We start from the raw sequence: 17,496 nt of genomic DNA, 5'->3' as shown, positions 1-17,496 counted from the left end.
CGGCAACGGCCGGAATGGCCCATATGATACGCCAGTCCAGCCTGATTTGTGCGACAAAATAAGACAGCACTACTGTCCTAAATTTTTTATGGCAGAAATCTGGCGTGCGCACAAGACCGATTCACAAAAATCTTGGCCGCGCCGCGACATAAAATTTCGTGAGAGGACGGCAAAGCGTAAGCTTCGGTCGCTACCGATTTCGGCCTCGGCTGGCATCACTGCTTTCCCGGCAATTGGCCACTTGCGCTTGCAAGACCAAAACGGTCAAGTCGCGCCGGCTTCTGCAAATCAGCTACGGACCTCTCGATGTTCTTTGCATCCGACAACTGGGCGGGCGTCCATCCCGACATCTCGACCAATCTTTCGCGACACGCCGCGGGCATCGCCACCGCCTATGGCGACGGCGACCTGGACCGCGCCGTCTACCGACGTTTCAGCGAGATCTTCGAACGTGACGTCCAGGTGTTCTTCGTCGCGACGGGCACGGCGGCCAACGCGCTCTCCATGTCGGCGTTGAACCGCATCGGCGGCGTCGCCTTCTGCCATTCCGAGGCGCATATGAATGTCGACGAGTTCGGCGCCTCCGGCTTCTATACCGGCGGAGCGCGCATGTCGCCCGTCCCGGGGCCTCTGGGACGTATGAACCCAAAGGCGCTCGACCAAGCCATAGATCGTTATTCGCGGGACCTCGTCCCCGCCGGCCAGCCCATGGCGGTGACGATCACCCAGGCGACTGAAGTCGGCACCGTCTACACGGTCGACGACGTCAAGGCGATCGCCGAGATCAGCCGCCGCCATGGCCTGCCTTTGCACATGGACGGCGCGCGCTTCGCCAACGCGATTGCGGCGACCGGGGTCACCCCCGCGGAAATGACATGGAAAAGCGGCGTCGACATCATCTCCTTCGGCGCCACCAAGAACGGCTGCTGGATGGCCGACGCGGTGGTGATCCTGAACCCCGATGTCGCCAAAGATCTGCGCCTGCTTCGTCAGCGCGCCGGGCAGACCTTCTCCAAGGCACGCTTCATCTCGGCCCAGTTCGAAGCCTATTTCACCGATGGGCTGTGGCTGAGGATGGCGGGCCACGCCAACGCGATGGCCGCGCGGCTGGCCGAGACGATCGAGGACGCGCCGGCAGGCAGGCTGGCCTGGCTGCCGCAGGCCAACGAGGTGTTCGCCATGCTCGACCGCGCCAAGGCCGAAAAGCTGCAGGCCGCCGGCGCCAAATTCTACGAATGGGGCGTGCCGCAAGGTTTTGAGGGCCACCTTGGCGACAACGAGGCGATCTACCGCTTCGTCGCCAGCTTCGCGACCACCCAGCAAGAGATCGACCAACTTGGCCACCTGATCGGTTGAGCTTGTCCAATGACCATATCACCGCTCGGCTCGACTATGCGGCTGGTTCGCCCGGCTCCAAACGTGCTTGGCTTTTATGACGGCCGGATAGAGGGCGTTCGCGGCTGGTCGGATCAGCCCAATTGGCTCGATGACGGCGCATATGCGCTCGGCATTTGCACCTACGCAATTGTCGACGGCTCGGAAGCGCTTGTCTATGACACTCATATTTCGCTTCAGCACGCCCGGATCATCCGGCAAACGCTGGAGGGTATGGGCGTTACCTCGATCCGTGTCGTGCTCAGTCACTGGCACGACGATCACGTCGCCGGCAATGAGGTATTCCAGGATTGCGAAATCATCGCCAACAACCTCACGGCCTCTGCTCTCGCTGAGAACCGGACCAAACTGGAAAATGAGAACCCGCCGATCAGGCCACTTATCCTTCCGAATCGAACATTCGACGGCAATCTCGACCTCATGGTCGGGTCGATAGCGGTCGACCTTCGGCATGTCGAAATCCACAGTCACGACGGTACTGTGTTGGTTATGCCAAGCGCCGGCCTGCTCTTTGCCGGCGATACGCTTGAAGATCCGATCACCTATGTCGGCGAACCGGAACGGCTGACCGAACACCTGGACGATCTCGAACGCATGGCCGGCTGGACCTTTGACCGCATCCTGCCCAACCACGGTTCGCTGGAAGCCATCCAATCCGGTGGGTACGGTCGGGAGTTCATTGCCGCTACCCGATCCTACGTCGAAAAGCTGCTTCGCTGCCGTCACGAACCCGATCTGGTGAGGCAGGACTTGGGAGCCTTCGCTGCCGAGATATTCACCTCTGGAGCAGTCAGCTATTTCGCGCCATACGAGGCCGTTCACCGACAAAACGTCGAGGCCGTAATGGCTTCTGGAACCGCCACCTGAACATAAGAAAGGCGGCGCTTTCGGCGCCGCCTTCTTTGCCTTGGGAGGCGATGGAATTACGCGGCCGCTTTGGCCTCGATCTGCTTGGCCTTGTCCGAGGACTGGGTGATCGCGATCTTTCGCGGCTTCAGCTCCTCGGGAATGTTGCGCGTGAGGTCGACGAAGAGCAGGCCGTTCTTCAGCGTGGCGCCCACGACCTCGACATGGTCGGCGAGCTGGAAGCGGCGCTCGAAAGCCCTGGAGGCAATGCCGCGATAGAGCAGCTCGGAGCCTTCGCCATTGCCCTCTTCCTTGCGCTCACCCTTGACGGTCAGCACGTTGCGGTGGGCCTCGATCGAGATCTCGTCTTCCGAGAAGCCAGCCACCGCCATCGAGATGCGGTAGGCGTTCTCGCCGGTGCGCTCGATATTGTAGGGCGGATAAGTCTGCGCGCCGTCGGGCTGGCCGAGCGAGTCGAGCATGGTGAAGAGACGGTCGAAACCGACGGTCGAACGATAAAGCGGGGAAAAATCAACGTGACGCATAGGGTGTTCTCCTATTGAGCAACAGAGTTTGCGTTTGGCCACTGCGAAACCCGGAATGGCGTTTCGTATGGACCAGCGGTCCCGACATCGGCGACCGCTCCAGACATTTGGGAAGCGCAAAAGGGCATTTCAAGATTTTCGCGGATGGAACATTCGAGGCTCGATGAACGGCAGATGAACCGCGGCTTCGGCCGGCGTTCAGCCAGGCGGCGCTAGGATGCTGCCAGGATCAAGGACCAGGCGGCGCGCCCAGCAGACGCCGCGACGAGGCCGAGCCGGGTGTTAACGTCCCTTCCTCCCGGATCGACAAGGGCCGGAAGCAGCCAAGGCTGCTTCCGGCCTCGTGCGTTGCCTTCCACCATCTCCGCGACGCCTTTGCTTTTGGCGCATGGCCGTCTATCACCATGCGATACCTCGCCAGCCGCGGCGGCAGAGCAAAGAACGAAGCGCCGAATGACGGACCTTTTTTATCAGACGCCGGACAATCCGCCGCCGGAAAATGCCGCCGGCGGCTTCTTCACCACGCGTGACCGCAAGAAGATCCGCTACGGCGTCTTTGCCGCCACCACCCGTCCGCTCAAGGGCACCGTGGTCCTTCTCACCGGCCGCAACGAGTGCGCCGAGAAATATTTCGAGACCATCCGCGATCTTTGCGGCCGCGGCTTCAGCGTCGCAACCCTTGACTGGCGTGGCCAGGGTGCTTCCGACCGGCTGATCCGCGACCCGCAGCGCGGCTACGTCCGCAGCTTCCGCGACTACGCCAGCGACCTCGAGCAATTCTTCGAGGAGGTGGTGCTGCCGGACTGTCGCGGGCCGTATTACATCCTTGCCCATTCGGCCGGAGCGGTGGTCGCGCTGCTGGCCTCGCCGTCGATGGTCAACCGGGTGCGGCGCATGGTGCTGATCGCGCCTTTCCTGACCTTGCCCGATCTGCCTGTCTCGATAGGCACGGTCCGCCGCGTCTGCGCGGCGTTCTGTGCGATCGGTCTTGGCCGGCTCTATGCCGCCATCGGACCGCGGCCGAAGGAGACGACGCCGTTCGAGCTCAACAAGGTGACGTCCGATCCCGTGCGTTACCGGCGCAACACCGGCATTTACGAAGCCTGGCCGCAGCTGGCGCTCGGCGGGCCGACGATCCGCTGGCTGAAGGCTGCGGCCGAGGCGTCCGAGACGATAAGCGATCCGGGCTTCATGAGCGCGATCCAGGTTCCGATGCTGGTGATCGCCGCCGGCGCCGACCAGGTCGTCTCGACCAAGGCAGTGGAAGCCTACGCCAGGCGCCTGCGCCTCGGCTCTCTGCTGATGATCGACGGCGCCCACCATGAGATCCTGCAAGAGAAGGATCTCTATCGCGAGCAGCTCCTCGCCGCCTTCGACGCCTTCATTCCCGGAACCGGCGACGCGCCCTGACCGGCTGCGCCGGGCTCGCGAGCCGGCCGGCACCTCACGCCTGTCTGGCGAAATCCATGATCCAGTTGGTCTCCCAGCTTTCGCCGTCATCGGCCGAAAACGCCTGCTCCCAGCGCGCCGACTTTTCCGTGATGCGCGACCAGATGAAACGGACCCGGATCGGGCGGCCTTCGAAGACGTCCTCGCAGAAGAACGTGCCGACACCGTTCTTGAACGATCCCCGCATCGGCACATCGACGCTGAGCGGATTGCGGCCGTCGATCCACCAGATCGACCATTGCCGCGTCGCCGGATCGAAGGTCCGCACCGTGGCGGCGCGATAAAGGTCCCCGGGCAATTCGATCAGATTGTCGTCGACATTGCCGAGACCACCGAGGATCGGACGCGCCTCGCATGTCCCGCCGAAGACATCCCAGCCGGTGTCGCCGGCGAGACGCTTGCGCAGCCTGCGGTGGCTGATCGCCCAGTGCCCGTGCAGGAAATCGAAATCCGACCGGCCGTCGGCCGGATTGACGTGGCTTTGCGCTGTCTGCGCCGGCATAGCGATTCCTCCCCTGTCATGGTTCTCCATAACCGAGGGCAGCTGACAGCCTGCTGTCAGGATCGGTGTCATCCGCCGCGCTGAGGATCAATCGCTGGCTCAGCCGCGCAGCGCCGCCATCGCCGCCGCGTGCAGCTCCGGTGTCGCGGCCGCCAATATGTCGCCGCCCTGTTCCGCCGGTCCGCCCTCGAACGTGGTGACGACGCCGCCCGCCTTCTCGATGATCGGGATCAACGCCACGATGTCATAGGGTTTCAGGCCGGGATCGGCGACGATGTCGACGCTTCCCGCCGCGACCATGGCGAAGGCGTAGCAATCGGTGCCGTAGCGGGCGAGCTGGACCTGCTTTTCGAACGCGTCGTAGCGCTTGCGCGCCTCGCCCTTGAACAGCGCCGGCGTGGTGGTGAACAGCGTCGCCCTGGCGAGATCCGTCGTCTTGCGCGTCGCCAGCTGGCGTGGGCCGCCCGGACCTTCATAGTGGGAACCGGACGCGTTGGCATAGAACAGCTCGCCGGTGAAGGGCTGCGACATCAGCCCGGCGACGGCCTCGCCGTCGACGGTCAACCCGACCAGCGTTCCCCAGACCGGCAGGCCGGAGATGAAGGCGCGCGTGCCGTCGATCGGATCGATCACCCAGACATGCCGGCTGGAGATGTTCGAGCTGCCGTGCTCCTCGCCGAGAATGCCGTGATCGGGATACTCGGCCGATATCAGCGCCCGGATCACCCGCTCGGCCTCGCGGTCGGCCTCGGTGACCGGGTCGAAGCTGCCCGCCTCCTTGTTGACGACCGTGCCCTGGCTGCGGAAGCGCGGCAAGGTCTCGGCGGCGGCGGCATGCGCGATGCGCCGCATGAAGTCGATGCTGATGTCCAACTGATTCTCCCGCGTTGCAGCATGCCGTCCTTTGCCGATGATTTCCTGCCGGAACAAGGGCATGGATCATTTAGCACCGCGGCAACTGTTGCCTGAATGTCACGCAAACGCCACCGAAACGCAATTTCCCATTCAGAGTGAATTAAAAAAGCCTGAAGTCGATTGACATTTGTGCATCGCACAATAGATTTGTTCTCGGACAGGTTTTCCTGTCCATGCCCTCCTTGGGCGTTTCCTCCCTAGACTTCGACCGTGTCGTGAAAACGATGCGGTCTTTTTTTCACCCGGCTCGCGGCGCGGATCGGCTGTGCCGGCGTTACTCGGCGGCCAGCGGCAGGTCGACGAAATGATGGTCCGGCATCGCCATCAGATCGGCACTGAAGCGCGTGAGATCGTCCGCAAGCGCGTCGAAGCCGGCGGACTTCTGGAACGTCCGCTCGTTCATATAGAGCCCGCGATTGACCTCGATCTGCAGCGCATGCAGATGACGCGCCGGCCGGCCGTAGTGCTCGGTGATGAAGCCGCCGGCATAGGGTTTGTTGTGGGCAACCGTGTAGCCCATGCCGGTGAGCAGGCCGATCGCCGTCTCGCTCAGCGCCGCCGTGGCGGAGATGCCGAAACGGTCGCCGACGATGAAGTCCGGCCGCACGCCATTGTCGCCGACCCTGATGCTGGCCGGCATCGAATGGCAGTCGATCAGTACCGCGTAGCCGAACCTGGCGTGTGTCCTGGTCAAAAGCCGCTTCAGCGTCTCGTGATAGGGCTTGTAGACGGCCTCGATGCGCGCCACCGCCTCGGCCAGCGGCAGGCGGCCGGAGTAGATGTCGAGCCCCTCCCCGACCAGCTTCGGCACGGTGCCGAGCCCGCCCGCCACCCGCGCCGAGCGGATGTTGCAGAAGGACGGCACCGGCTCGGCGAACATGCGCGGATCGAGCTCCCAAGGCTCCCGGTTGACGTCGAGATAGGCGCGCGGGAAGTTCGCCGCCAGCAGCGGCGCGCCGAGCGCGACAGCCCCGCCGAACAATTCGTCGACATAGCAATCCTCCGACCGGCGGATGGCGTTGCTGTCGAGCCTGGCCATGGCCAGGAACCGCTCGGGATAGTAGCGGCCGCTATGCGGCGAGTTGAAGAGGAAGGGAACGCGCTGCTCGGCGCCCGCTCGGATTTCGAAGGGTGGAACGACCGAAAAATCCTCGGCTGCCGTCTTCAATGTGAACGAACCCGGAAACAGCACTGCATCATGGTCTGAAACTGCCATCTCCCCGGCCGCATGTCCAGCATTTCAGCGCTCTGTCCCCGTTGTCAAAGTCGGGCTTATGCTCCCAACGTTCACTTGATGTTTACCGACACCGCCTCATATACAGGATGGTTAACGGGCTTGCCCGGCATCAACATCGGGCGGGTGATTCGGACGGGACATGATGGCACGCATTCTGCTGGCGGAAGACGATGATGATATGCGCCGGTTCCTCGTCAAGGCATTGGAGCGCGCCGGCTACCAGGTGAGCGATTTCGACAATGGCGCCAGCGCCTATGAGCGGCTGCGCGAGGAGCCGTTCTCGCTGCTTTTGACCGATATCGTCATGCCGGAGATGGACGGCATCGAGCTTGCCCGCCGCGCCACCGAGATCGATCCCGACCTCAAGGTCATGTTCATCACCGGCTTCGCCGCCGTCGCGCTCAATCCCGATTCCAAGGCGCCGAAGGACGCCAAGGTGCTGTCGAAGCCGTTCCACCTGCGTGACCTCGTCAACGAGGTCGAGAAGATGCTGCAGGCGGCCTGAGGCGTTTCCAGCTTGATCCCGGCGCGCCTTCGGGCGCGACAAAACGAGCCCTTCTTTCGTTTTTCCACCTATTGACGCGCTGGATCAAAAATGGTGTATGCGCGGCATCGGATGGGCGTGTAGCTCAGCGGGAGAGCACTGCATTGACATTGCAGGGGTCACAAGTTCAATCCTTGTCACGCCCACCATCCTAACAAATCCTACGGGAATCAGAGAGTAAGGCAATACGGCAGTAGGGTCTTGTCGCCGCCTTTCGTTCCCCTACTCCCCTACTGCCTTGCTCCCCACCTTCACTGCGGCCGAGGATCGGGCCGGTCGTGGTTGCCGTTCTTGCCTTCATGGCACGGCGCTTCGCCAATGCCGCAGCATTTGCCAAGATAGGTGACGTTCGGCTTGAGCTTGTCGCATTGCGGGGGCGTGGTGGTTTTACAGCCCGCCAGCACCGAAGCGGTGGCGATGGCAAGCAAGACGTTTCTCGATACAATAGACATGGACGTTCTCCTTGAAGGACCGCGTTTGTTACGCAGCGCTGGGTCGCGTCCCTCCATGGATTGGTTCAAACGAATCGGAAAATTTCTGCGGAAACCTTTCTCGAGGCGGGCGGAAGGTCCGCCGCCAGGTCCGCAATTGCGTCAAAACAGATACTGAGGGCGGGTCAGCGATTCCATGAAACGCTGACCTGCCCTAGAAACGCGTCAGCCCGGCAAGCCGCCACCTCAATTTCGCCAGCCGCCCGGCTTTTGGTTTCCTGCCCCGCCTTATCCGGCGTTCGATTTTCCTGAACATCCGATTTGCCGGCTCCGCGCTCACCGAGAGCCGCGCCAGCGCCAGCGCCGGCTTCATTTCGGCCGAAACCTGCTGGCGGATCCAGGCCGAGCACGCCGCTGCGCAGGGATGGCCGGCGTTCGCCGCTGCGAGGAAGAATTCGAAGTCTCTTGCCAGGACAAAGCCGCCTGAAGCCTCGTCTCCGAGGACTTTCATCATCGGCAATGGGATTTGTGGCCGCGCCCGAAATTGCGTTGTCATCAATGATCTCAGGATTGCCTCACCCGAGGAATAGTCATGCTCGCGAAAGCAGGCCGAGGCCATCTTCAGCGCATAGACGTCGTTGTCCGGATCAAGACCGCGAGCCTTCCCGAGGATGTCGCGCGCCCGCGCGGGGTCGATCCGGTCTTCCAGGTTCAAGAAGGCCGCTTGATAGCCGAAGGCGGCCTCAAGCGGATGGTAGTCCGCCTGGTGGCCCTTCAACTCGTCCAGGATGATTTCCGCGGCCCGGGACCTGTCAAACAGCGTCTTCGTCTCGACCAAGGGGATACCGCCCATCAGCGACGCTATCGATGCAAAGATGCTGCTGCCCGCGTAGATCCGTTGGCATCGCGCCATCAGCGCCATTTCGAAGAATGCCCTCAGCGTCCGGTCCTCGAACGCGCCGGCTCCGAAGTCGTCCGCCAGGGACGCTCCGGTTTCGGCCTTCAGATAGTCGAGCGTGGCGCGATCCTCTCCGATCAGCAGGGTCGCGAGGCCCATCGAGGACAATTCCGACACGATCGCCCTGGCCAGTGTCGACGGGATGACCTTGCGACCGAAGACCAGCCGCGTGCGGTATTTGCCTCGGACAATATCGCCGCTGCGCAGATGCAACGCGGCCATGGGGCGAGGAAATCGATTGCGGGCGGCTGCGTCGATCGCCTGCCTCACATTGTCCGAGAAGCCGAAGCCGAGCAGCGCCCGGGATGTGTCGAAGAGCCCGGCTTCGTCGCCGCGAAAAGGATCCAGAATGCGAAAATCGTCGCAGATCCAGCCACGCGAATGTCTTTGCCGCGCGCCCTGATCAAGACCGAATTGCTTGAGGGCGGCTGCATCCAGAACATCGAAATCGGATTCTCTGATCCGAGCCCCCAACCAGTGCTTCTCGATGAACTCGGCGGAGAAGATCTTGTCGACGACGTCGACGACGTGGAAGGTCTTGTCCGAAACGGCTCTCCGGTTCCAGGTGAAGCCGAAGCGGTAGCCGAACGCGTCCGCGACCGACTTTGCATTGGCCATTGCCAGAAGGCGGCTGCCCAGGCCGTCCCTTCGCGTCGCGGCAATCAGCTTCGATTGCGGCTCAGCCCACGCCGAGGCGGACATCGCCTTTCTCGACATGCTGGAGAAACCACGCATAGGTCTGTTCCAATCCATCGCGAAGCGAGTAGCGCGGATGCCAGCCCGTGGCAAACAGGCGCGACACGTCCATCAGCTTGCGCGGCGTACCGTCCGGTTTCGTCGCGTCGAAGGTGACCGTGGCTTCGACGCCGACCACGGACAGGATCGTGCTGGCAAGCTCCCCAATGCTGATGTCTTCTCCCGAGCCGACATTGACGTGGCCGTCGCCGGAATAGTTCTTCAGCAGCCAGACCAGCGCATCGGCGGCGTCATCGACATGCAGGAACTCGCGCATCGGCCTGCCCGATCCCCAGACCTTTAGCGTCTTCTCGCCGGCACGCTTGACCTCATGCGCCTTGCGCATCAGGGCCGGCACGACATGGCTGCTGGTGAGGTCGAAATTGTCGCCCGGACCATAGAGGTTGGTCGGCATGGCGGAGATGTAGTCCACGCAATACTGCCGCCGGTAGGCCTGGCAGAGTTTCAGCCCGGCGATCTTCGCGACCGCATACCACTCATTGGTGGGTTCGAGCGGACCGGTCAGCAGCGCGTCTTCCGGGATCGGCTGCGGCGCGAGCTTCGGATAGATGCAGGACGAGCCGAGAAACAGGAGCTTCCGCACCTCGCAGCGGAAGGCGCTCTCCATGACATTGGTCTGCACGACCAGGTTTTCGTGGAGAAAGTCGACAGGAAGCGTGTCGTTGGCCAGGATGCCGCCGACTTTCGCGGCGGCCATCACCACGGCGTCCGGCCGGTGCTCGGCCATCCAGCGCCGCACGCCGGCCTGGTCGAGAAGGTCGAGCTCGCTGCGCGCGACCGTCAGGATCTCGCAATCCTCGCCTGCCAGCCGGCGCACGACCGCCGAGCCGACCATGCCGCGATGCCCGGCGACGAAGACCCGTTTGCCCTTCAGGTCGAAAGTCATCGGTCCATCCCCGGGCGGAACGTCCGCCTTGCCATGGCTGCATCGTCAAAATCCGCCAGGTCGGCCTGCACCATTTCCGCCACCAGATCCCTGAAGCCGGTCCTGTGCGACCAGCCCAGCACGGCTCTCGCCTTGGACGCATCGCCGACCAGGAGGTCAACCTCGGTTGGCCGGAAATAAACTGGGTCGATGCGCACAAGGACCGCGCCCGAACCGGCATCGATACCCACTTCGTCGGCGCCATGGCCTTGCCAGAGCACGGTGCGCCCCGTCTCGGCGAAGGCAAGTTCGACGAATTCGCGCACCGAATGCGTCTCGCCCGTCGCCAGCACGAAATCGTCGGGCTCGTCATGCTGGAGGATGCGCCACATGCCCTCGACATAGTCGCGCGCATGGCCCCAGTCGCGCCTGGCGTCGATGTTGCCGAGATAGAGCACTTCCTGCCGCCCGCGATGGATAGCGGCGACGGCGCGCGTGATCTTGCGGGTGACGAAGGTCTCGCCGCGCTTCGGGCTCTCGTGGTTGAACAGGATGCCGTTGGCGGCGAACATGCCGTAGGCCTCGCGGTAGTTGACCGTCGTCCAGTAGGCGTAGAGCTTGGCCGCCGCATAGGGCGAGCGCGGACGGAAAGGCGTGGTTTCGGTCTGCGGCGCCACCGACGCCTTGCCGTAGAGCTCGGATGTCGAGGCCTGATAGAAGCGCACCGACTTTTCGAGGCCGAGGATGCGGATCGCCTCCAGCAGCCGCAGCGTCCCCAGCGCATTGGCATTGCCGGTATACTCCGGGTTCTCGAAACTCACCTGGACATGGCTCTGGGCGCCGAGATTGTAGATCTCGGCCGGCCGCGCCTCCTGCACGAGGCGGATCAGGCTGGCCGCGTCGGTCAGATCGCCATGGTGCAGGACGAAGCGCGCGTCGCGCTCATGCGGGTCGGCATCGATGTCATCGATGCGCTCGGTGTTGGGCGTGGACGAGCGTCGCTTGACGCCATGGACGATGTAGCCCTTCTCAAGCAGCAATTGCGCCAGATAGGCCCCGTCCTGACCGGTCACACCGGTGATGAGCGCCACTTTGCCCGTCATTGTCCGTCTTCGCCCGCCCCTCGGGACGAATAGGGAAAACAGATTTATCCGGCCAAGGCAAATCTGCCGTCTTCGACCAGAACCGATCGGGCGTCGTGGTCAAATACCCGCGACGGCGCAGAGGCTCTTCATTCTGGCCACCGCAAGCTCGGGATCGGCCAGCAATCCAGCCTGGTCCGCCAGCCGGAACACATCGGCATAGTGCAGGATGCCGCGCGCCGACTGCATGCCGCCAACCATCGCGAAATGCTCCTGGTGGCCGTTCAGCCAGGCCATGAAGACGATGCCGGCCTTGTAGTATTCGGTCGGCGCCTCGAAGATCTTGCGCGACAGCGGGACTGTTGGCGCCATCAGTGCGTCATAGCCGGCGCGGTCGCCATCGGCGAGCTTGGCCAGCGCCGCATTGGCGGCCGGCGCGATGGCATCGAAAATGCCGAGCAGCGCATGTGAATGCTTTGTGCCGTCGCCGGCGATCAACTCCGGATAGTTGAAGTCGTCGCCGGTGAACATGACGACGCCCTCGGGCAGCCGGTCCCGCAACGCGATCTCCTTGCCGGTGTCGAGCAGCGATATCTTTATGCCCTCGACCTTGCCGGCGTGGCGCTCGATGATGGCGACGACCGTGTCGAGCGCCGTCTCGAAATCGCCGCTGCCCCAATATCCCTTCAAGGCCGGATCGAACATGTCGCCCAGCCAGTGCAGGATGACCTTGCCGGATGCCTGCGAGAGAAGCCGGTCGTAGACGCGGGCATAATCGTCCGGTCCCTTGGCCACCGCCGCCAGCGCGCGGCTCGCCATCATGATCGCCTTGCCGCCCAGCCCTTCGATGAATCCGAACTGCTCCTCATAGGCAGAGATCACATCATCGAGCGTGCTGGCGTCGGAAGGCGCCAGATGGTCGGTGCCGGCGCCCGAAGCGAGATCGGCGCCTTCAACGGTGCCGGCCTCGGCGATCGAACGGCGGATCAGTTCCTTTGCACTCGTCCAGTCGAAACCCATGCCGCGCTGCGAGGTGTCCATCGCTTCGGCGATGCGGAAGCCGAGCCGCCACAGATGATGGCGGAACGCCATCGTCCTGTCCCAGTCGACGACGGGTCGCGACCACGGGTCGGTCATGGCAAGCGGATCGGCGACGACATGGGCGGCGGCATAGGCGATGCGCGAAAACCGCGCGCCGACAACCGGCTGACCCGGCTGGCCGACAAGCCGATAGCGAGCGCGGCGGCCACCCTCCTCGGGCAAGGTGATGTCCATGAAACTCTCCCTTTCGCAGCGCCTATAAATGGAACGTTCCAATAAATCAAGAAGCTTTACGATTTTTGCAATGGACACGCCAAAATGCTGCGCCGCAACACAGTTGACCTTGCCGGGTAAGGCGTTGAGGTGGAAAAATATCGACTTTTCGGTTTTCCAGAAATCCCGATTGACTCTTTCGGCGCCTCATGATTAGAACGTTCCAATAGATTTGACCAAACCGGGAGGAATGATCTGGATGGCCAGCCGGGCCAAGGCGACGATACTCGACATCGCCCGTGAGGCGGGCGTGTCCAAGTCGACGGTATCGCTCGTGCTGCAGGGCAGCGGGCTGATCCGGCCCGAGACGGCGGTCAAGGTGCGCAAGGCGATCGAGGATGTCGGTTATGTCTACAACCGCGGCGCCGCCAATTTGCGCAAGGCCCATTCCAACGTCATCGGCATGGTCATCAACGACCTCACCAATCCGTTTTTCGCCGAGCTGGCGGTCGGCATGGAGCGCGTCTTCCAGTCGGCCGGCATCGTGCCTTTCATCGCCAACACGGCGGAGAATCCGGTGCGCCAGGAGGAGGTGCTGAAGTCATTGATGGAGCAAGGGGTCGCGGGACTGATCGTGTCGCCGGCGCGCGGCACCATGCCGGGCGCCTTCCGCCGCATCGAGGCGGCGGGTGTCCCCGTGGTCTTTGCCATGCGTCGTCTACCCGAGAGCCGTATCCCGGTGATCGCGCCCGACAATCATCGCGGCGCCTTCCTCGCCACTGCCCATCTGATCGGCAAGGGGCACCGCCGGCTGGCCTTCTTCGGCGGCTCGTCCGACCTCGTCGTCTATCATGAGCGCCTCGGCGGCTTTCTGGAGGCCTGCGATGCGCACGGCATCGCCGCGGCCGACAGGTTGGTTGTCGAAGGCGAAACCAACCGCAAGGGCGGCATTGCTTGCCTGGAAACCGCGCTTGCCACAGCCGAGCCGCCGACGGCCGCGCTCTGCTTCAACGACGCGGTCGCCTTCGGCGTCATGCTGGCGCTGCGCAAGCGCGGACTGGAGCCAGGCGCGGATTTCGCCGTTGTCGGCTTCGACGACGTCGTCGAGGCCGAGCACTATATGCCGGCGCTGACCAGCGTCGCCGTCGACACGGCCGGCCTCGGCGAGCGCGCCGCCCATGTCATGCTGAAGATGATCCAGTCGCGCACCACGCGCGCCGAGGACCATATCGGCGCCGTCAACCTGGTCATCAGGGAAAGCAGCGGCCCCGACCGGTCCTCGGGCAACCGCCATGCGCTGATCGGGGGTGCCGCATGAGCGTCAGATGGGGATTGATCGGCGCCAGCACGATCGCCAAGCAATTCATGATCAACGCCATTCGCGCGCAAGGCGATGGCGAGATCATTGCGGTGATGAGCTCGAACGCCGAGCGCGCCAAAACCTATGCCGGCGAGAACGGCATTCCGGTCGGCGTGTCGACGCTCGACGCTTTGCTGAATGCCGGCATCGACGCCGTCTACATCTCGACCACCAACGAGCTGCATCTCGAACAGGCGCTTGCCGCGATCAGGGCGGGCAAGCATGTGCTGTGCGAGAAGCCGCTGGCGCTGACCAGCGCCGATGCCAGGGAGATGGTCGCCGCCGCCAAGGCCGCCGGCATCGTGCTCGGCACCAACCATCATCTGCGCAATGCCGGCGCGCACCGCGCCCTGCGCGACGCGATTGCCGCCGGCAGGATCGGCAGGCCGGTCGCCGCGCGCGTCTTCCATTCCGTCTATCTGCCGGAAAACCTGCAGGGCTGGCGCATCACCAAGCCTGAAGCCGGCGGCGGCGTGGTGCTCGATATCACGGTGCATGACGCCGACACGCTGCGCTTCGTGCTGGGCGACGATCCGGTCGAGATTTCCGCCTTCACGCAGTCGGCCGGCATGGCCGGCGGCGGGCTTGAGGATGGCGCCATGTGCATCTGGCGCTTCAAGTCAGGCGTCATTGCCCAGTCGCACGAAGGCTTCACGACCAGGTTCGCCGGCACCGGCTTCGAGGTGCACGGATCGGAAGGCTCCCTTTTCGCCTGCAATGTGATGACGCAGAAGCCGGTCGGCTCGATCCTGCTGCGCACCGCTGCCGGCGACGAAGATCTGAGCTTCGACCGCGAAGACCTCTACACGCGGTCGCTGCGCCAGTTCCATGCCGCGATCCGTGGCGAGGGCCAGCCTTCCGCCACCGGCGAGGATGGTGTCTGGTCGCTCGCCGCGGCGGAAGCGGCCTTGCAGTCGGCAAGATCGGGCAAGGCCGTCATCATCGATCCGAAACTCGGGAGCGCGGCGTGAGCAAGGTCATTTCCGCGGCACAAGCAGCCGCGCTGGTCAAGGACGGCATGGTCGTGTCGGTGTCGTCGTCGAGCGGCCTCGGCTGCCCCGATGCCGTGCTTGCGGCGATCGGCGAGCGATTCGACGCGGAAGGCCATCCAAAGAACATCACCACGCTGCACCCGATCGCCGCCGGCGACATGTACGGCATCAAGGGCATCGACCATCTGGCAAAGCCCGGCCTGTTGAAGCGCACGCTGTGCGGCTCCTACCCTTCCGGCCCCTCCTCCGCCGAGCCGCCGCAGATCTGGAAGATGATCGGCGACAATTCGGTCGCCGCCTACAACGTGCCCTCGGGCATCCTCTTCGACATGCATCGCGAGGCGGCCGCCAAGCGGCCGGGCGTGCTGACCAAGGTCGGCCTCGACACCTTCGCCGACCCGCGCCACCAGGGCTGCGCCATGAACGCGGCGGCCAGCGAGCCGATCGTTTCGGTGCAGCAGTTCGACGGCGAGGAATGGCTCTATTTCCGCGCCATCGTTCCCAACGTCTCGATCATCCGCGCCACCACCGCCGACGAGCGCGGCAACCTCACCTATGAGCATGAGGGGGCCTATCTCGGCGGACTGGAACAGGCGCTTGCCGCCCGTAACAATGGCGGCGTCGTCATCGCTCAGGTCAAACGCGTCGTCGAGAACGGCACGCTGAAGCCGCATGACGTGCGTGTGCCTGGCGTGCTCGTCGACCATATCGTCGTCGCGCCCGACCAGTTGCAGACGACATTGACGCCTTACGACCCGGCGATTTCTGGCGAGATCTTCCGGCCGCTCTCGACCTTCCGCAACGCCGAGATGAACGTCCAGAAGGTGATCGCCCGCCGCGTCGCCATGGAGTTGCGCGACGGCATGGCCGTCAACATCGGCTTCGGCATCTCCGCCAACGTGCCGCGCATCCTCCTTGAGGAAGGCCAGCACGGCAAGGTCACCTGGGTGATCGAGCAGGGCGCGGTCGGCGGCGTGCCGCTGCTCGACTTCAAGTTCGGCTGCGCCTCCAACGCCGAGGCGATCATGCCCTCGCCGCACCAGTTCATCTACTTCCAGGCCGGCGGCTTCGACGCCTCGCTGCTCTCCTTCCTGCAGATCGACCGCCACGGCTCGGTCAACGTGTCGAAGCTGTCAGCGCGGCCGCATGTCACCGCCGGCGCCGGCGGCTTTGTCGACATCACCGCGCGCGCCAAAAAGATCGTCTTCTCCGGCTTCTTCAATGCCGGCGCCAAGCTGTCGCTGGCCGATGGCGGCATCCGCATCGACCAGGAGGGCAAGGTCAAGAAGGTCGTCGAGGAGGTCGAGCACATCTCCTTCTCCGGCAAGCGCGCCGTCGCGCAAGGGCAGGACATCACCTATGTCACCGAGCGCTGCGTGATGAAGCTGACACCGGATGGCTTGATGGTGACCGAGCTTGCGCCCGGCATCGACCTCGAACGCGATGTGCTGGCGCAGGCCGACATTCCGCTCGGCGTGGCCAACGACCTCAAGGTGACACCGGAAGCGCTCTATCAGGATCGGCCGATCCGCCTGTCGCTCAACGGCGGCGCCTCGCTTGGAGGCGGTCATGGCTGAGCGTCTCGTCAGCTTCGAGCAGGACGGCGCCATCGGCACCATCACCCTGCGCCGGCCAGAAAAGTTCAACGCGCTCGACATTCCGATGCTGCGGGCGCTCGAAACGGCGCTCGACGAGGCCGAATTGGCCGACGGTGTCCGCGTCGTGCTCGTCCGTGGCGAAGGCAAGGGCTTTTGCGCCGGCGGCGACGTCGAGGCCTGGGGCGGCATGAGCGCCGCCGATTTCCAGGTGCAGTGGGTGCGCTACGGCCACCGTGTCTTCGACCGACTGGCGCGGCTCAGGCAGCCGACCATCGCGGTGCTGTCCGGCCATGCGCTGGGCGGCGGGCTGGAGCTGGCCGTGGCCTGCGATTTCCGCATTGCGGAGACGCAGGTGAAGCTCGGCTTCCCCGAAACCTCGATCGGCGTCGTTCCCGGCTGGTCCGGCACGCAGCGCGCCGTGCGCCGCTTCGGCGCGCAGACGGTGCGGCGCATGGCGCTGGGCGGCGAGATCTTTCTCGCCTCGGAGGCTCTGGCCCTGGGAATCGTCGACCGCGTGGCCGAGACCGGCAAGGCTTTCGACGAAGCCAAGGCCTGGGGAGAAAAAATCGCCGAACGCGGGCCGCTCGCGACCGAGGCCGCCAAGCTGATGATCGCGGTCGCCGAAGGCGAGGAAAGTGCCGCCGCCACGGAAGCGCTTGCCAGCGGCTTCATCGCCCTGACCGGCGACCTGAAGGCCGGCGTCGGCGCCTTCAAGGCCAAGCAGAAGCCAGTGTTTTCACGATCCTAGGACAGAATGGATACCGATC

Annotated in this window: 17 protein-coding genes and 1 tRNA gene; 9 read left to right on the top strand and 9 right to left on the bottom strand. The window is 64.0% G+C overall.

Annotated elements, in window-relative coordinates:
* The first annotated feature begins 306 nt into the window (after nt 1-306).
* Complete coding sequence (locus JG743_RS09335; protein ID WP_202299839.1) at nt 307-1,356, top strand: threonine aldolase family protein; 1,050 nt, start codon at nt 307-309, stop codon at nt 1,354-1,356.
* A gap of 36 nt (nt 1,357-1,392) precedes the next feature.
* Complete coding sequence (locus tag JG743_RS09330; protein ID WP_244673092.1) at nt 1,393-2,262, top strand: MBL fold metallo-hydrolase; 870 nt, start codon at nt 1,393-1,395, stop codon at nt 2,260-2,262.
* Between the two features lie 56 nt (nt 2,263-2,318).
* Here the strand turns inward: JG743_RS09330 and JG743_RS09325 are convergent, their stop codons facing one another.
* A complete protein-coding gene (locus tag JG743_RS09325) occupies nt 2,319-2,786 on the bottom strand; it encodes an Hsp20 family protein (protein ID WP_202299821.1) in 468 nt (155 codons plus the stop codon).
* A 453-nt stretch (nt 2,787-3,239) separates the two neighbouring features.
* Between JG743_RS09325 and JG743_RS09320 the strand changes: the two genes are divergently transcribed.
* Nucleotides 3,240-4,196 (top strand): alpha/beta fold hydrolase, encoded by a 957-nt coding sequence (locus tag JG743_RS09320; protein ID WP_202299812.1) that lies wholly within the window; start codon nt 3,240-3,242, stop codon nt 4,194-4,196.
* A gap of 34 nt (nt 4,197-4,230) precedes the next feature.
* Here the strand turns inward: JG743_RS09320 and JG743_RS09315 are convergent, their stop codons facing one another.
* The 3 genes from JG743_RS09315 to JG743_RS09305 all read right to left on the bottom strand — a co-directional run bounded on the left by JG743_RS09315 (nt 4,231) and on the right by JG743_RS09305 (nt 6,868).
* On the bottom strand, nt 4,231-4,737 hold the full coding sequence (locus tag JG743_RS09315) for a DUF1579 domain-containing protein (protein ID WP_202299810.1): 507 nt from the start codon (nt 4,735-4,737) through the stop codon (nt 4,231-4,233).
* Between the two features lie 99 nt (nt 4,738-4,836).
* Nucleotides 4,837-5,610 carry a histidinol-phosphatase gene (hisN, locus tag JG743_RS09310; RefSeq protein ID WP_202299808.1) on the bottom strand — a complete coding sequence of 258 codons (774 nt, stop codon included), beginning with the start codon at nt 5,608-5,610 and terminating at the stop codon, nt 4,837-4,839.
* A 316-nt stretch (nt 5,611-5,926) separates the two neighbouring features.
* Nucleotides 5,927-6,868 (bottom strand): N-formylglutamate amidohydrolase, encoded by a 942-nt coding sequence (locus JG743_RS09305; RefSeq protein ID WP_202299798.1) that lies wholly within the window; start codon nt 6,866-6,868, stop codon nt 5,927-5,929.
* 163 nt (nt 6,869-7,031) lie between these two features.
* On the opposite strand from JG743_RS09305, the gene cpdR reads away from it, so the two are divergent.
* Nucleotides 7,032-7,394, top strand: a complete 363-nt coding sequence (gene cpdR, locus JG743_RS09300) for a cell cycle two-component system response regulator CpdR (protein WP_006199474.1) — start codon at nt 7,032-7,034, stop codon at nt 7,392-7,394.
* 113 nt (nt 7,395-7,507) lie between these two features.
* Nucleotides 7,508-7,582, top strand: a tRNA-Val gene (locus tag JG743_RS09295).
* Nucleotides 7,583-7,684: 102 nt separating this feature from the next.
* Here JG743_RS09295 and JG743_RS09290 read toward each other — a convergent pair.
* The 5 genes from JG743_RS09290 to JG743_RS09270 form a co-directional block, all read right to left on the bottom strand.
* A complete protein-coding gene (locus tag JG743_RS09290; RefSeq protein ID WP_202299796.1) occupies nt 7,685-7,885 on the bottom strand; it encodes a hypothetical protein in 201 nt (66 codons plus the stop codon).
* Nucleotides 7,886-8,078: 193 nt separating this feature from the next.
* A complete protein-coding gene (locus JG743_RS09285) occupies nt 8,079-9,524 on the bottom strand; it encodes a hypothetical protein (RefSeq protein WP_244673091.1) in 1,446 nt (481 codons plus the stop codon).
* On the bottom strand, nt 9,502-10,464 hold the full coding sequence (gene fcl / locus JG743_RS09280; protein WP_274608524.1) for a GDP-L-fucose synthase: 963 nt from the start codon (nt 10,462-10,464) through the stop codon (nt 9,502-9,504). Before fcl ends, JG743_RS09285 begins: the two co-directional genes overlap by 23 nt.
* On the bottom strand, nt 10,461-11,546 hold the full coding sequence (gene gmd / locus JG743_RS09275; RefSeq protein ID WP_202299794.1) for a GDP-mannose 4,6-dehydratase: 1,086 nt from the start codon (nt 11,544-11,546) through the stop codon (nt 10,461-10,463). Before gmd ends, fcl begins: the two co-directional genes overlap by 4 nt.
* A gap of 99 nt (nt 11,547-11,645) precedes the next feature.
* Complete coding sequence (locus JG743_RS09270; protein WP_202299792.1) at nt 11,646-12,800, bottom strand: dihydrodipicolinate synthase family protein; 1,155 nt, start codon at nt 12,798-12,800, stop codon at nt 11,646-11,648.
* 238 nt (nt 12,801-13,038) lie between these two features.
* On the opposite strand from JG743_RS09270, the gene JG743_RS09265 reads away from it, so the two are divergent.
* The 4 genes from JG743_RS09265 to JG743_RS09250 are packed head-to-tail and all read left to right on the top strand — an operon-like array spanning nt 13,039 to nt 17,477.
* Nucleotides 13,039-14,097 carry a LacI family DNA-binding transcriptional regulator gene (locus JG743_RS09265; RefSeq protein WP_202299790.1) on the top strand — a complete coding sequence of 353 codons (1,059 nt, stop codon included), beginning with the start codon at nt 13,039-13,041 and terminating at the stop codon, nt 14,095-14,097.
* Nucleotides 14,094-15,110, top strand: coding sequence for a Gfo/Idh/MocA family protein (locus JG743_RS09260; RefSeq protein WP_202299788.1), 1,017 nt, complete (start codon nt 14,094-14,096; stop codon nt 15,108-15,110). Before JG743_RS09265 ends, JG743_RS09260 begins: the two co-directional genes overlap by 4 nt.
* On the top strand, nt 15,107-16,708 hold the full coding sequence (locus JG743_RS09255) for an acyl CoA:acetate/3-ketoacid CoA transferase (RefSeq protein WP_202299786.1): 1,602 nt from the start codon (nt 15,107-15,109) through the stop codon (nt 16,706-16,708). The genes JG743_RS09260 and JG743_RS09255 overlap by 4 nt, the downstream gene beginning before the upstream one ends.
* Complete coding sequence (locus JG743_RS09250; RefSeq protein ID WP_202299784.1) at nt 16,701-17,477, top strand: enoyl-CoA hydratase/isomerase family protein; 777 nt, start codon at nt 16,701-16,703, stop codon at nt 17,475-17,477. Before JG743_RS09255 ends, JG743_RS09250 begins: the two co-directional genes overlap by 8 nt.
* The last annotated feature ends 19 nt before the right edge of the window (nt 17,478-17,496 follow it).

Source organism: Mesorhizobium sp. 131-2-1 (assembly GCF_016756535.1).
Lineage (GTDB): Bacteria > Pseudomonadota > Alphaproteobacteria > Rhizobiales > Rhizobiaceae > Mesorhizobium.
Note: the sequence above shows the minus strand (reverse complement) of the source record. Positions and strands in the feature narration are given on the sequence as shown.